This window comes from Streptomyces sp. McG3 (assembly GCF_018619185.1).
Lineage (GTDB): Bacteria > Actinomycetota > Actinomycetes > Streptomycetales > Streptomycetaceae > Streptomyces.
Genome location: NZ_JAAXYC010000073.1, coordinates 1 through 15,194 on the forward strand (window position 1 = coordinate 1; position 15,194 = coordinate 15,194).

The 15,194-nt window shown below is 68.8% G+C and carries 12 protein-coding genes and 2 tRNA genes; 10 read left to right on the forward strand and 4 right to left on the reverse strand.

Features of this window, described 5'->3' with window-relative positions; translation table 11 throughout:
* A partial coding sequence (locus HET64_RS14710; RefSeq protein WP_215105629.1) for an Fpg/Nei family DNA glycosylase occupies positions 1-574 on the forward strand: 574 nt, incomplete at its 5' end.
* A gap of 132 nt (positions 575-706) precedes the next feature.
* A complete protein-coding gene (locus HET64_RS14715; protein ID WP_215105631.1) occupies positions 707-1,852 on the forward strand; it encodes a PP2C family protein-serine/threonine phosphatase in 1,146 nt (381 codons plus the stop codon).
* Between the two features lie 165 nt (positions 1,853-2,017).
* Here HET64_RS14715 and HET64_RS14720 read toward each other — a convergent pair whose 3' ends face one another.
* Positions 2,018-3,202, reverse strand: coding sequence for a cation:proton antiporter (locus tag HET64_RS14720; protein ID WP_215105633.1), 1,185 nt, complete (start codon positions 3,200-3,202; stop codon positions 2,018-2,020).
* Between the two features lie 283 nt (positions 3,203-3,485).
* Here HET64_RS14720 and HET64_RS14725 point away from each other — a divergent pair, with 283 nt between their 5' ends.
* A complete protein-coding gene (locus tag HET64_RS14725; protein ID WP_215105635.1) occupies positions 3,486-3,986 on the forward strand; it encodes an HD domain-containing protein in 501 nt (166 codons plus the stop codon).
* 89 nt (positions 3,987-4,075) lie between these two features.
* Here the strand turns inward: HET64_RS14725 and HET64_RS14730 are convergent, their stop codons facing one another.
* Entirely contained in the window at positions 4,076-5,242 is a 1,167-nt protein-coding gene (locus HET64_RS14730; RefSeq protein WP_215105637.1) for an acyltransferase family protein, read from the reverse strand.
* 512 nt (positions 5,243-5,754) lie between these two features.
* Here HET64_RS14730 and HET64_RS14735 point away from each other — a divergent pair.
* Positions 5,755-5,949 (forward strand): hypothetical protein, encoded by a 195-nt coding sequence (locus HET64_RS14735; RefSeq protein WP_103536099.1) that lies wholly within the window; start codon positions 5,755-5,757, stop codon positions 5,947-5,949.
* Positions 5,950-6,047: 98 nt separating this feature from the next.
* On the opposite strand, the gene HET64_RS14740 is transcribed toward HET64_RS14735, so the two are convergent.
* A tRNA-Gly gene (locus HET64_RS14740) sits at positions 6,048-6,121 on the reverse strand.
* Between the two features lie 178 nt (positions 6,122-6,299).
* Here HET64_RS14740 and HET64_RS14745 point away from each other — a divergent pair.
* The 5 genes from HET64_RS14745 (at position 6,300) to clpX (ending at position 11,078) form a co-directional block, all read left to right on the forward strand.
* Positions 6,300-6,376 (forward strand) — tRNA-Pro (locus tag HET64_RS14745).
* A 150-nt stretch (positions 6,377-6,526) separates the two neighbouring features.
* Positions 6,527-7,939, forward strand: a complete 1,413-nt coding sequence (tig, locus tag HET64_RS14750) for a trigger factor (protein WP_215105639.1) — start codon at positions 6,527-6,529, stop codon at positions 7,937-7,939.
* A gap of 312 nt (positions 7,940-8,251) precedes the next feature.
* Entirely contained in the window at positions 8,252-8,857 is a 606-nt protein-coding gene (locus HET64_RS14755) for an ATP-dependent Clp protease proteolytic subunit (RefSeq protein ID WP_169808568.1), read from the forward strand.
* A gap of 82 nt (positions 8,858-8,939) precedes the next feature.
* Positions 8,940-9,623, forward strand: a complete 684-nt coding sequence (locus tag HET64_RS14760; protein ID WP_012380976.1) for an ATP-dependent Clp protease proteolytic subunit — start codon at positions 8,940-8,942, stop codon at positions 9,621-9,623.
* A gap of 156 nt (positions 9,624-9,779) precedes the next feature.
* On the forward strand, positions 9,780-11,078 hold the full coding sequence (clpX, locus tag HET64_RS14765) for an ATP-dependent Clp protease ATP-binding subunit ClpX (RefSeq protein ID WP_097866919.1): 1,299 nt from the start codon (positions 9,780-9,782) through the stop codon (positions 11,076-11,078).
* A 78-nt stretch (positions 11,079-11,156) separates the two neighbouring features.
* On the opposite strand, the gene HET64_RS14770 is transcribed toward clpX, so the two are convergent.
* Positions 11,157-12,161, reverse strand: coding sequence for a hypothetical protein (locus HET64_RS14770; protein ID WP_215105641.1), 1,005 nt, complete (start codon positions 12,159-12,161; stop codon positions 11,157-11,159).
* Positions 12,162-12,460: 299 nt separating this feature from the next.
* Here HET64_RS14770 and HET64_RS14775 point away from each other — a divergent pair, with 299 nt between their 5' ends.
* Positions 12,461-15,082 (forward strand): valine--tRNA ligase, encoded by a 2,622-nt coding sequence (locus HET64_RS14775; protein WP_215105649.1) that lies wholly within the window; start codon positions 12,461-12,463, stop codon positions 15,080-15,082.
* The last annotated feature ends 112 nt before the right edge of the window (positions 15,083-15,194 follow it).

Here is a 15,194-nt window from a genome sequence, read left to right on the forward strand (position 1 = left end):
CACCGACACCGTCCGCCTCCGGCTGGTCAACGCCGGCCACCACGCCGATCTGCGCGGTCCCACCACCTGCGCCCTGATCACCGAGCCCGAGAAGCGCGCGATACACGAGCGCCTGGGCCCGGACCCGCTGCGCGGCGACGAGGACGGCGAGCGCGCCTGGCAGCGGATCTCCCGCAGCCGGACCACCGTCGCCGCCCTGCTGATGGACCAGAAGGTCATCGCGGGCGTCGGCAACGTGTACCGCGCCGAGGTCCTCTTCCGCCACGGCATCGACCCGTACCGCACGGGCAGGGACCTCACCCGCGCCGAGTGGGACACGATCTGGGCGGACCTGGGGGAGCTGATGCGCGAAGGCGTGCGGAACAACCGGATCGACACCGTCCGCCCCGAACACCTCCCCGAGGCCATGGGCCGCCCGCCCCGCAAGGACGACCACGGCGGCGAGGTCTACGTCTACCGCCGCGCGAACCTCCCCTGCCACATCTGCCGTACGGAGATCCGCACCGCGGACCTGGTCTCCCGCAACCTCTTCTGGTGCCCCCGGTGCCAGCCCCCGGGACCCTCCGGCGACTGACGTCCCGGCCCCGCGAATCCGTGTCATATGCCAGGTGAAATCGGCTCCCGCCGTGCGGACGGCCCCATTTCGATCGCATTGTCACCGGGGTCCCCCTGCACCGGAGGCGTTCGGGTCGATAAGGTCCCGGCAATGGCCCGTAGCGGAGGAGTAGACGACTTCGGGGCCCGGTGGCGCAGAAACCTGCACCGGGCCCGCATCGGCCTGCGCAGATCCGGGGTCGACTACTTCCGCGGCGACGGCTCCGACTGGATAGCCCTGGCCGGTCTGCTGCTGACGATCCCGGCCATCACCTTCGCCACCGTCGTCAGCCCGGTCTGGATCGACCCGGCCGCCCTCGCGCTGCCCATCGTGGCGGGCGGCCTCCTGCTGCGCCCCGCCAGCCTGCTGGGCCTCTACGCGACGGCCGCCGGCGCACTGATCGTCGAGGCCCTCACCCTCGGCCCGTACCTGGACGGCCCCGCCCGGGTCACCCCCGGCACGGTGCTCGTCGTCGCCGCGTGCGGATTCTTCGGGCTGATCCTGGCCCAGTTCCGGGCCCGGGTCGGCGTGCCCTGGCGGCGCGGCGGCACGATGCTCTTCGACCTGCGTGAACGCATCCGGGTCCAGAGCTCCCTGCCCCGGCTGCCCCAGGGCTGGCACCGCGAGATGGCCCTGCGCCCGGCCGGCGGCCAGTCGTTCTCCGGGGACTTCGTCGTCGCGGCCCGCACCCACGGGGGCCGCACGCTGGAGGCCGTCCTCACCGACGTCTCCGGCAAGGGCATGGACGCGGGCTCCCGGGCCCTGCTGCTGTCCGGCGCCTTCGGCGGGCTGCTCGGCTCACTGCCCTCACACGCCTTCCTGCCCGCCGCCAACGGCTACCTGCTGCGCCAGGACTGGGACGAGGGCTTCGCCACCTCGATCCATCTGGTGCTGGACCTGGAATCGGGCGACTACGAGATCTTCTCCGCAGGTCATCCGCCCGCCCTCCAACTGCACGCGGGCACGGGCCAGTGGGAGGAGAAGTCCGGGGAGGGGCCCCTGCTCGGCGTCTACGACGGGGCCGAGTTCGACGCGGTGAAGGGATCGCTCGCGCCGGGCGACGTCCTGATGCTGTTCACCGACGGTCTGGTGGAGGCCTCCGACCTGGACATCGCCGAGGGCATCGACCGGCTGACGGGCGAGGCCGACCGCTATGTCTCCACCGGCTTCGAAGGCGCGGCCTGGCACCTGATCGAGGCCTGCGCCAAGGACGTCAACGACGACCGGGCCCTGCTGCTGCTCTCCCGCCGGGCCTGAGCGGCCTTCCGCCGGGACACGGGCACGGGACAGCGAACGGCGTCAAGGCACCCCACGCGGGACAGCGAACGACGGAGAGGCACCCGCACCGGACAGCGAACGGCGGAGAGGCGCCCGTCACCCGGAGACCGGGTATCGGGGCGCCTCTCCGCCGTTCGCTGCCGCTCAGACCGACACCGGTACCTGTTTCTGGTCCTGGTCGTCGTCCTTCCTGCGGCCGCCCGGCAGGATGCGCGTCAGCCAGTGGGAGCGTCCGGCGGCCAGCGGCGCGAGGACGGCGAGCAGGAGGACGTAGCCGGCGATGAACGGCGAGAGCCGCTCGTCCAGTCCGGCGGCCGCCGCCATCGTGGCCAGGATGAGCGCGAACTCACCGCGGGCGACCAGGGTGGTGGCGATGTTGGACGTGGCCTGCGCGCCGAAGGAGTACACCTTCGCCGCCGCGAGCCCTGCCGCGATGTTCATGGCGAGCGTCAGCACCACGGCGGCCAGCACCGGCCACAGCACGCTCGGGAGGTCGCCCGGGTCGATGGAGAGGCCGAAGGCGAAGAAGAAGATCGCGCCGAACGCGTCGCGGAGCGGGTGGACGAGCTTCAGGATGCGGTCGGCGGACGAGGTGGAGCCGAGCATCAGGCCGACCATGAACGCACCGATCGCGTCGGCGACGCCGAACATCTCGGAGACACCCGCGACGAAGACGGCGACACCCAGGAAGGAGATGACGAGCAGCTCGTCGTCCTTGGTGTTCATGAGCTTGCCGATGAGCTTCGTGCCGAACCGGGCCGCCAGGGCGAGCAGCAACAGGAAGCCGAAGGCCTTGCCGCCGTCGATCAGCGCGGCCGAGAGGCTGTCCGCACCGGACAGGATCGGCTGGAGCGCGGCGAGGTACAGGGCGAGGAAGATGTCCTCGACGACGATGATGCCGAGGATCGGCCGGGTCTCCGGATTCCCGATGCGCCCGAGGTCCACCAGGATCTTGGTGACGATCGCGGACGAGGAGATGCCGAGGACACCGGCGAGGACCAGCGCCTCCGCCATGCCCCAGCCCAGTGCGAAGCCGAAGGCGAGACCGGCGCCGACGTTCAGCAGGAGGTACGTCCCGCCGGCGATGGCCATCTTCCGGCCGCCGGTCTTGAGGTCGTCCATGTGGAACTCGAGCCCCAGGTAGAACAGCAGAAGGACGAGTCCCAGCGCGGAGAGCATCTCCAGGTCGTGCGGGTTCTTCAGGAGCGTGTAGCCGGGGGTGTGCGGGCCCAGGAGGATCCCGGCCAGGATGAACAAGGGAATCGTCGGCAGCCCGATGCGGCCGCCGAGGCGGGCGAGGACGGCAGCGGCCAGGAAGGCGCCGCCCATGGCGAGGAGGGTGTCTGCGTGTCCGATGAGCCTGATCCTTCGGGGTCGGTCAAGAGCTGGTCAAGGGGGTATTAAGAAACCATCAGTAATTAGTTTACCGAACGATTGACCCTGCAACTATGGGTCCGTCAGATTGTCAGCTTTTGTCGTTTTGATTCCGCTATGGAGATCATCGGGATGCGACGTCAACAGCCGGACGGATGAGGCGAGTTCGGCTCAGGCCCCGGAAAGGGCCTGGGCGCGGCCCGGGCCGTCATGGCGCACGCGGCCGTAGGGTCGGCCCATGACCGGACACGATCTGAGCGTCGCCGAGGTGGAGGCCGTCGCCCGCGAGGCCCATGCGCGGCAGACCGACAAGGCGGGCCGTCCGTACGCGGAACACCTGGCGGCGGTGGCCGAAGGTGTACGGGTGCGGGGCGGCGACGACGGGCAGATCGCGGCGGCCTGGCTGCACGACGCGATCGAGGACGCCGCGCTCACGGCCGAGTGGCTGGCCGCCGTCGCCCTGCCGCAGGAGGTGAAGGACATGGTCCTGGCCGTGACCAAGCGGCCGGGCGAGGAGCTGTCCGCGTACGCCGCGCGGATCCTGGCCACGCCGGGCGCGCTGCTCATCAAGGAGGCGGACCTCGCCCACAACGCGGATCCCGAGCGCCTCGCGGTCCTGGACGCGGCGACGCGTACCCGACTGACGGCGAAGTATGCGCAGGTACGCGAGCTGTTGGGGCTGGCCGGCGACGAATCACCCCCGGACCGAAAGAATCCGGCCAACCCGGAGACGCGCTGATCCACCCGCGGCGGCCGGGCCGGCGGGTGGATCAGGGAGAACGGCGAGGGGGCGGCGGCCGTTCCGTGAACGGCGCTCCGCCTGGGGGCTCAGCGCCCCGCGGGGTCCTTCCGGAACGCCCACTTCATGTCCGGCTCGGTGGCCCACTTCAGGGCGCGTCCCACCCATGGGGTGCACATCGCCGTCACGGCCACCGCCGCGGTGAGCGAGACGACGACCAGCCCGACCGGCTCGGAGAGCCAGGTGCAGCGGTCGAACAGGCCCGCGTACTCGGCCCCCTTGATCAGGAAGCCGTGCAGCAGGTAGCCGCAGATCGTTCCGGCGCCGAGCGCCGTGAACCACCGGGCCCTGCCGGGCACCCAGGCCAGGAAGCCGACCGTCAGCGCCAGGGCGCAGCCGAACATCGCGAGGGTCATCACCGCGCCGGACCACCACGGCGCGTCCATCTCCTGCGCGCTGTTGGCGCGGTAGAACCAGCCGAGCTCCATGCGCGGGGCGATCCAGTACGCGAAGAGCAGCGCGCCGGCGAACAGCGGCAACGACAGCAGCCGCACCTCGCGCCGCCTGACCAGCCGGAAGTGCTCGGGCTTCATCAGCAGGCCGAGCACGAAGAACGGCAGGAACTGCAGCACCCGCTGGAGATCGAGGTCGTCGCCGATCTCGGGGGAGACCGAGGCGAGCACCGCGATGGCGAGCGCCACCGGCAGCGGATGGCGCAGCGTCCGCCAGATCGGCGTGGTCACCCGCCAGATGAACAGGGCGATCAGGAACCAGGTCAGGAAGAACGGGTCGATCAGACTGATCGCCATGTCCGGCGAATCGTCCGCGTACCGCTTGAAGAGCGAATACGCCGTCTCGAACAGCACGTACGGCACCACGACGCTGGTGAGCAGCCGCTTCACCTTGGGCGCCGTCATGTCGAACGAGCGGGAGAAATAGCCGGAGATGAGGATGAAGGCCGGCATGTGGAACGTGTACACGACCACGTACAGCGCCCGGGTGGCGCGGCTGCCGTCCATCACGGGTTCCCAGGCGTGCGCCACGGCGACGAGAACGATGGCCAGATACTTCACATTGTCGAAGTAGGGATCGCGTTTCCTCGCCGCCGCGGGCACCGGAGCGGCGGCGCCCCGAGCGCTGGGCCCGAGGGCCGGGCGGGGTGCGGTGGCGGTGAGCGTCTGCTCGTGTCTGGGCTCCGACTCCCGGGTCGCCGGGGGAAGCGGGGCCCTCTGAAATGCGCTCGGAGCTTGGAACATCTAAGGCACCTTAGACCGGTCGATTGCCTCGCGTAAAACTGCGGGGAGATATCGCGTGTTCCCCTCTATTCGAATGTGAAACCGTCGAACACCGCCCGCTATGACACCATTGATCCGGCTTAAATGGTGCATATCGGCCGGGCGTTGGGCGAAGTGAATTACGTCGCATTCGCGCGGTCGATTGGCTGTGAATGAAGTGTGGGGATGCGGAAACGATCAACGTGGTGGATATTCGGCCGCAGGGATTTCACAGCCGGCGCACAGCGGGCGCGAGGGCACCGCGGCTCCCGCGTGCTTCCCGCCCGGTTCCCGGGTGCGGCGCGGGACGGGCGCCGTACCGCGCCTGTCGCGGGGCGTGACGCCGGCCCGTGAAGGATGGCGGGATCCCGTCAGTCCGTTCCGTCACCCGGCAGCAACCACGGGGGAGTTGGTGGCACGATGGGGGCGACGGGGCGCGCGGTGGTGCACGCTTCCGGGCCGGCAAGGCGGACCGACCGAGGGTGTGATCAGACGTGGCTATTTCACTGTCTATGGTGCTGCTGTTCGCGGTCATCCTGGTGGTAATGATCCGTGGTGGCTCCATCAAGGCCGGTCCCGCGGTCGTCGCCGTGCTCTTCGGCTTCTTCCTGGCATCGACCGGCATGGCGCCGTCGATCAACAGGTTCATGAACTCGATAGCCGACACCATCAACCAGATCAGCTTCTGAGGCCGGGGTCGGCGTCCGGCGGCCGGGCCGGCCGTTGACGTACGCAACGCACGAGGGCCGGGCCGGAGGATGATCCTCCGGCCCGGCCCTCGACTGCGTGGAGCGGGCGACGGGAATCGAACCCGCGTAGCTAGTTTGGAAGACTAGGGCTCTACCATTGAGCTACGCCCGCAAGCGTCGCACCGCAGGTCCGTGGACCGCGGCACGAAGAGCATCGTAGCGGGTCGGCGGCGGTGCCCGCACACCCGTTGTGCCGGCCGCCGGACCGGACCCGGACCGGACCGCCCGACACCGCTCCGTAAAGCGGCGGAACCACGGCTCCGGTGCATGTACCCTACGTGTCGCACCGACGGGGTGTGGCGCAGCTTGGTAGCGCGTCCGCTTTGGGAGCGGAAGGTCGTCGGTTCGAATCCGGCCACCCCGACCACCAGCAAGATCGCATTGTGGGAGTCATCCCCCTTGCCGTTACTATGCAAAATGCGTGCCCGTGTGTCTGATGTACCGGGCTCGGTCCGCGAAGCCGCCAATCGGCGGCCCAGCAGAACCCCAAGAAGTCAGCCACCAAGGAGACCGAACCGTGAAGAGCGCCGTGGAGACCCTGAACCCGACCCGGGTTCGGCTCAGCATTGAGGTGCCCTTCGAGGAGCTCAAGGACAGCCTCGACGCGGCGTACAAGAAGATCAACCAGCAGGTCACGGTGAAGGGCTTCCGCAAGGGCAAGATCCCCGCCCGGGTCATCGACCAGCGGTTCGGCCGCGGTGCGGTGCTGGAGGAGGCCGTCAACGACGCCCTCCCGAAGTTCTACACCGAGGCGGTCAACGAGGGTGAGCTGAACGTCCTCGGCCAGCCCGAGGTCGACATCACCGAGCTGAAGGACGGCGAGCTGCTGGCCTTCACCGCCGAGGTTGACGTACGCCCCGAGATCGAGATCCCGGACTACTCCGGCATCGAGGTCACCGTCGACGCCCTTGAGGTCACCGACGAAGAGGTCGAGAAGGCCGTGGAGCAGCTCCGCGAGCGCTTCGCCGCCACCAACCCGGTTGAGCGCGCCGCTGCCGACGGCGACGTCGTCACGATCGACCTGGAGGCCAAGGTCGACGGTGAGGTCCTGGAGGACGGCGTCGCCGACGGTGTCTCGTACACCATCGGTTCCGGCGAGCTCCTCGACGGCATCGACGAGGCCGTGACCGGCCTGGAGGCCGGTGGCGAGGCCACCTTCACCTCCGAGCTGAAGGGCGGCTCCGCCGAGGGCAAGGCCGCGGAGGTCACCGTCAAGGTCACCGCCGTCGCCGCCCGTGAGCTTCCCGAGCTGGACGACGACTTCGCCCAGATGGCCAGCGAGTTCGACACGCTGGAGGAGCTGAAGGCCGACAGCCGCAAGCGCCTGGAGACCACCAAGCAGTACGACCAGGCCACCCAGGCCCAGGAGCGGGTCCTGGAGGAGCTGCTGAAGCTCGCCGAGGTCCCGATCCCGGAGAAGCTGCTCGCGGACGAGGTCCAGACCCGCAAGCACAACCTGGAGCACCACCAGCTCGGTCAGATGGGTCTCGACCTCGAGAAGTACCTGGAGATCCAGGGCAAGACCCTGGAGGAGTTCGAGAACGAGACCTCCGAGCAGGCCATCAAGGGCATCAAGACCCAGTTCATCCTTGACGAGCTCGTCAACAAGGAGAAGCTGAACGTCAACCAGGAGGAGCTCACCGAGCACCTCATGCGGCGCGCTGCCTCCTCCGGCATGAGCCCCGACCAGTTCGCCCAGGCCGTCGTCGAGGGTGGCCAGGTGCCGATGCTCGTCGGCGAGGTCGCCCGCGGCAAGGCGCTCGCCGTCGTCGTCGAGGCCGCCAAGGTCGTCGACACCAACGGTGAGGTCGTCGACCTCGAGGACGAGGAAGAGGCCGCCGAGGCCACCGCCGAGACCACGGAGGCGCCCGCCGAGGCCGCCACCGAGGACAAGGCGGAGGACAAGGCCGAGGAGAAGAACGAGGCCTGAGCCTCGTCCCGATCCCAGGACGGCCTTCGCGCCGACCGGCACGACGGGCCCCGGACGCTCCACGCGTCCGGGGCCCGTCGCCGTATCGCGCGGCGTCGAGCGTCGTATCGCTGTGCGAGCCCCGGAACCCTTGTGCCCACTGCGGACCTTGCGCTCCCAGCGAACAGTTGCGGAAGCGGGATGGCGTTGTCCCACCTGCGCGTTAGGGTCCATGAAGAGGAAGGGTGGGGCAGTGACTTCACCCGCCCGGTACGAAGACGCTGAGACGGCCGGAGCCGTCAGAGACGAGCAGGTGGATACGTGACGAATCTGATGCCCTACGCCGCCGGAGAGCCGTCCCTCGGTGGAGGCCTCGGTGACCAGGTCTACAGCCGACTGCTCGGCGAGCGCATCATCTTCCTCGGTCAGCAGGTCGACGATGACATCGCCAACAAGATCACCGCACAGCTTCTCCTCCTTGCCGCGGAGCCCGACAAGGACATCTACCTCTACATCAACAGCCCCGGTGGTTCGGTGACGGCCGGCATGGCGGTCTACGACACCATGCAGTACATCCCGAACGACGTCGTCACCATCGGCATGGGCATGGCCGCCTCCATGGGCCAGTTCCTGCTCACCGGCGGCGCCGCGGGCAAGCGCTTCGCGCTCCCGAACACCGACATCCTCATGCACCAGGGTTCGGCCGGCATCGGCGGAACGGCCTCGGACATCAAGATCCAGGCCCAGTACCTGCTCCGCACCAAGACGCGGATGGCGGAGATCACCGCCCGCCACTCCGGCCAGACCGTCGAGACGATCATCCGCGACGGCGACCGCGACCGCTGGTACACGGCGGAGGAGGCCAAGGACTACGGCCTCATCGACGAGATCATCACGGTCGCGTCGGGCATCCCGGGCGGCGGCGGCACCGGTGCCTGATCCGGTTCCCACCGGACCGGCCGCACCACCTCCCGCACGCCTCTCGCACGCCGAGACCTCCAGCCCACAGAACGCCACCAGGATGGTGAAGACCCACATGAACAACTACACCGGCGCCTCTGCGAGCGGCCTCTACACCGGCCCGCAGGTGGACAACCGCTACGTCGTCCCGCGCTTCGTGGAGCGCACCTCGCAGGGCGTGCGCGAGTACGACCCGTACGCGAAGCTCTTCGAGGAGCGCGTGATCTTCCTGGGCGTCCAGATCGACGACGCCTCGGCCAACGACGTCATGGCGCAGCTGCTGTGCCTGGAGTCGATGGACCCCGACCGCGACATCTCGATCTACATCAACAGCCCCGGCGGCTCGTTCACCGCGCTCACCGCGATCTACGACACGATGCAGTTCGTGAAGCCGGACATCCAGACGGTCTGCATGGGCCAGGCGGCCTCCGCCGCCGCGGTCCTGCTCGCCGCGGGCACCCCGGGCAAGCGCATGGCGCTCCCGCACGCCCGGGTGCTCATCCACCAGCCGTCCTCGCAGACGGGCCGCGAGCAGCTCTCCGACCTGGAGATCGCGGCCAACGAGATCCTCCGGATGCGCACGCAGCTGGAGCAGATGCTGGCCCGGCACTCGACGACCCCGCTGGAGAAGATCAGCGAGGACATCGAGCGCGACAAGATCCTCACGGCCGAGGACGCCCTGGCGTACGGTCTGGTCGACCAGATCGTTTCCACCCGCAAGACCACCGCGGGCGCATCGCTCTGACGTCGGTCTTTCCCCTTGGCACATTCCGTTTGCACGGCCCCGGCCGTGTGAACCGTGCCAAGGGGGGCCCGAACGGGGGCCCAGGCAAGGTACCGTCGGATAGAGGCACCAGGAGTCGCTGAACCAGGCGTCTCCCAGGCGAAGGGGAAGCACCTCGTGGCACGCATCGGTGATGGCGGCGACCTGCTCAAGTGCTCGTTCTGCGGAAAGAGCCAGAAGCAGGTGAAGAAGCTCATCGCGGGACCCGGTGTGTACATCTGCGACGAGTGCATCGATCTCTGCAACGAGATCATCGAGGAGGAGCTCGCGGAGACGAGCGAGGTTCGTTGGGAAGAGCTTCCCAAGCCTCGCGAGATCTACGAGTTCCTGGAGGGGTACGTCGTCGGGCAGGAGCCCGCGAAGAAGGCCCTCTCGGTCGCGGTGTACAACCACTACAAGCGGGTCCAGGCCGGGGAGAACGGCGGCGGCGCCCATCGCGAGGACGCGATCGAGCTCGCCAAGTCGAACATCCTCCTGCTGGGCCCCACGGGTTCCGGCAAGACGCTGCTCGCGCAGACGCTGGCCCGCATGCTCAACGTCCCGTTCGCGATCGCGGACGCGACGGCGCTGACGGAGGCCGGCTATGTCGGTGAGGACGTCGAGAACATCCTGCTCAAGCTGATCCAGGCGGCCGACTACGACGTCAAGAAGGCCGAGACCGGGATCATCTACATCGACGAGATCGACAAGGTCGCCCGCAAGAGCGAGAACCCGTCGATCACCCGCGATGTCTCCGGCGAGGGCGTGCAGCAGGCCCTGCTGAAGATCCTGGAGGGCACCACCGCCTCCGTACCGCCGCAGGGCGGACGCAAGCACCCGCACCAGGAGTTCATCCAGATCGACACGACGAACGTGCTGTTCATCGTGGGCGGCGCGTTCTCAGGCCTGGAGAAGATCATCGAGTCCCGGGCCGGCGCCAAGGGCATCGGCTTCGGCGCCACGATCCGCTCCAAGCTGGAGATCCAGGCGAGCGACCAGTTCCAGGAGGTCATGCCGGAGGACCTGGTGAAGTTCGGGATGATCCCCGAGTTCATCGGCCGTCTCCCCGTGCTGACCTCGGTCCACAACCTGGACCGTGAGGCCCTCCTCCAGATCCTCATCGAGCCGCGTAACGCCCTGGTCAAGCAGTACGAGCGACTGTTCGAACTCGACGGTGTGGAGCTGGAATTCGAGCGCGAGGCGCTGGAGGCCATCGCCGACCAGGCGATCCTGCGCCAGACCGGCGCACGCGGTCTGCGCGCGATCATGGAGGAAGTCCTCCAGTCCGTGATGTACGAGGTCCCGTCCCGCAAGGACGTCGCCCGCGTCGTCATCACGCCCGACGTCGTCCGCAACAACGTCAACCCGACGCTGGTCCCGCGCGAGCCGCGCACCATCGGCAAGAACGACGGCGGCCGGCACGAGAAGTCGGCCTAGCCGCAGAGGACTTGCGCACGCCGAAGGGGCGCCCACCGGATGAACCGGCGGGCGCCCCTTCGGCGTTGAGCGATCGGATCAGATCTTGGTGCGGGAGGTGTTGTAGAGCTTGGCGGCGAGGGCGGCCGCCTCGTCCTGGGACATCGACTTGTTGGTCATGGCCCCGCCGATGTCGACACCGATCACCGCGCTGACGGTGCTGTAATCGGCCCAGACGCAGATCGGCATGGTCATGTCCTTGGGACCGTTCTGGACCGTGCCGTCGGCCTTGTCATTGACGATCTTGATGTCCTGGCACTTCATCAGCGCGCCCTCGAAGCCGTCCGGGGTGACGTTCTTCGGGCTGCCGACCAGCTCGCCCTCGAAGCCCTCGTCCGCCATCACTTCCTTCTCGGCGTTGAGGAAGAAGCTGTCGATGACGGCGTCGGGGTCGTCGACCTCTCCCCAGACACCCATGAGCATGAGCATCTTCGCGGTGAGCGGGTTCTTCTCGACATCGCCGCTCTGGTACTGGGCGCCGGCCTGGTTGGGGTTCTTGACCCCGATGGCCTCCATCTCGGCCTTCTCCTTGCCCGTCAGCGGCCCGGCCGGCGCCTTCTCCTTCGTGTCCTGCTTGTAGGCGTCCACCGAAGCCGCGGGCGTCAGCTTGTACCCCTTCGTGGAGTCCGCCACGTCACCGCTGCCGCCGCCGGAGGTCAGGAAGTACACCCCGCCCGCGATGACCGCCAGGGCCACCACGGCCACGCCCACGATCAGGCCGGTCTTCTTCTTCGGCTGCGGCGGCTGGGACCCGTACGGAGGCTGCCCGCCGTACGGAGGGGTGGGCGGCTGCTGGCCGTAGGGGCCGGGCTGCTGGGCCTGCGGGTAGCCGTAACCCTGCTGCGGCTGCTGCGGCTGCCCGTACGGGTTCGGCTGCTGCGGGGGGACGCCTTGAGGGGCCTGCTGCGGGTAGCCGTAGCCGGGCTGGCCCTGCGGGGGGCCCTGGGGCGGCGGGGCTCCGTACGGGCCCGGCTGCTGTCCGTACGGTCCGGGCTGGCCCTGCGGCGGCTGCCCACCGTACGGGCCCGGCTGGTTGTAGCTCATTGCGGTGTCCCCTCCAGAATTCTCGGACCGACCGGCACCCGAAGGGCGGCGTCGCGGGGCTGGGCACGCGCATCTGCGGCGTTGTCGTCAATCACCAACGCTCCGCGTTGGCTCAATCCTCCGCCTTGCAGCTGCACGCACCCAGCCCCGCTCCTTCTCCCGCCCTTCAGGTGCCGGTCGGTCCTTATGCGTTGCGAACATCCTGACCGAAGCAGCCCTGACATGGGGGATCGGGTCGGACACCGTTACTGAACTAACCCGTTTCAGTGCAGACCTGTGACGGCCCTAAACTGTCTCCCGTGACCGAGAACACTCAGCAGCCAAGCGCCAGCAACCCCGAACTGCCGACCCAGTACGCGCCGGCCGATGTAGAGGGGAAGTTGTACGAGCGCTGGGTGGAGCGCGGGTACTTCGAAGCCGACGAGCACAGCGACAAGCCGCCGTACAGCATCGTCATCCCGCCGCCGAACGTCACCGGCTCCCTTCACCTGGGTCATGCCTTCGAGCACACCCTGATCGACGCCCTCGTCCGCCGGAAGCGGATGCAGGGCTACGAGGCGCTCTACCAGCCGGGCATGGACCACGCCGGCATCGCCACCCAGAACGTCGTCGAGCGCGAGCTCGGCAAGGAGGGCAAGTCCCGCCACGACCTGGGCCGTGAGGCCTTCGTCGAGCGGGTCTGGCAGTGGAAGGACGAGTCCGGCGGCCAGATCTCCGGCCAGATGCGCCGCCTCGGCGAGGGCGTCGCCTGGTCCCGTGAGCGCTTCACCATGGACGAGGGCCTGTCCAAGGCCGTCCAGACCGTCTTCAAGCAGATGTACGACGACGGGCTCATCTACCGCGCCGAGCGCATCATCAACTGGTGCCCCCGCTGTCTCACCGCGATCTCCGACATCGAGGTCGAGTACCAGGAGGACGACGGCGAGCTCGTCTCCATGACGTACGGGGACGGGGACGAGACCATCGTCGTCGCCACCACCCGCGCCGAGACGATGCTCGGTGACACCGCCGTCGCCGTCCACCCCGACGACGAGCGCTACAAGCACCTGGTCAGCAAGCAGATCAGCCTGCCGCTGACCGACCGCACCATCCCCGTCGTCGCCGACCACCACGTCGACCCGGAGTTCGGCACCGGCGCGGTCAAGGTGACCCCCGCGCACGACCCCAACGACTTCGAGATCGGCAAGCGCCACGACCTGCCGTTCCTCACGGTCCTCGACGAGCGCGCCGTCATCACCGTCCCCGGCCCCTTCCAGGGTCTGGACCGGCTGGAGGCCCGCTCCGCCATCGTCGCCGCCCTGCGCGCCGAGGGCCGGATCGTCGCCGAGAAGCGGCCCTACGTCCACTCCGTCGGGCACTGCTCGCGCTGCAAGACCACCATCGAGCCGCGCCTCTCCCTCCAGTGGTGGGTCAAGGTCGCCCCGCTCGCCAAGGCCGCCGGTGACGCGGTCCGCGACGGCAGCGTCAAGATCCACCCGCAGGAGATGGAGAAGCGCTACTTCGACTGGGTCGACAACCTCCACGACTGGACGATCTCGCGCCAGCTCTGGTGGGGCCACCGCATCCCCGTCTGGTACGGACCGAACGGCGAGGTCGTCTGCGTCGGACCCGACGAGGCGGCGCCCACCGGCGAGGGCTGGACCCAGGACAGCGATGTCCTGGACACCTGGTTCTCCTCGGGCCTGTGGCCGTTCTCCACCCTCGGCTGGCCCGAACGGACCGACAGCCTCGCGAAGTTCTATCCGAACTCCGTCCTGGTCACCGGCTACGACATCCTCTTCTTCTGGGTCGCCCGGATGATGATGTTCGGCCTGTACGTCAACGACGGCGTCCCGCCGTTCTCCACCATCGTCCTGCACGGCATGGTCCGCGACGAGCACGGCAAGAAGATGTCGAAGTCCTTCGGCAACGTCGTCAACCCGCTGGACTGGATGGACAAGTACGGCTCCGACGCCCTGCGCTTCACCCTCGCGCGCGGCGCCAACCCGGGCACCGACGTGCCCATCGGCGAGGAGTGGGTCCAGGGCTCGGCGAAGTTCTCCAACAAGATCTGGAACGCCACCCGCTTCGCCCTGATGAACGGCGCCACGATCGAGGGCGACCTGCCCCCGGTCGAGGAGATGTCCGTCACCGACCGCTGGATCCTGTCCCGTCTGAACAAGACGGTCGCCGACGTCGACGCGTTCTACGACGACTTCCAGTTCGCCAGGATCAGTGAGTCGCTGCGCCACTTCGCGTGGGACGAGGTCTTCGACTGGTACGTCGAGCTGTCCAAGACCACGTTCTTCGCGGGCGGCCGCCCGGCCGAGGTCTCGGGCCGGGTCCTCGGCGAGGTCCTGGACGTGATGCTCCGGCTGCTGCACCCGATCGTCCCGTTCGTCACGGAGGCGCTGTGGACCGCGCTCACCGGGCGCGAGTCGATCGTCATCGCCGAGTGGCCGGGCGACTCCGGCTTCCGCGACGACGCGGCCGAGAAGGAGATCGAGCTGGTCCAGCAGGTCGTCACCGAGGTCCGCCGCTTCCGCAACGACCAGGGCCTCCAGCCCGGCCAGAAGGTCCCGGCCGAGCTGACCCTGACCGGCACGGAGCTCGCCCCGCACGAGGCGGCCATCCGCCAGCTCCTGCGGCTCCAGCCCGCCGGGGACGGCTTCCAGGCCACCGCGTCGCTCCCGGTCGCCGGGGCCACCGTCGCCCTGGACCTGTCCGGCACGATCGACGTGCCGGCCGAGCGCAAGCGCCTCACGAAGGACCTGGAGGCCGCGCAGAAGGAGAAGGCCCAGGCCACCGGGAAGCTCGGCAACGAAGCCTTCCTGGCCAAGGCCCCGGACAACGTGGTCGACAAGATCCGCGGCCGGCTCTCCAAGGCCGAGGCCGACATCGAGCGGATCGGCGCCCAGCTGGCGGCCCTCCCGCAGAGCTGATCAGTCACCCCCTGAACGAAGCCCCCGAACCCGGGCCGACCGGGGCGCGGGGGCTTCGCCGTACGCCCTCCGCGCCCGGCCCGTCCCCACTCCGCCGGGCGCTGCGCGCGAT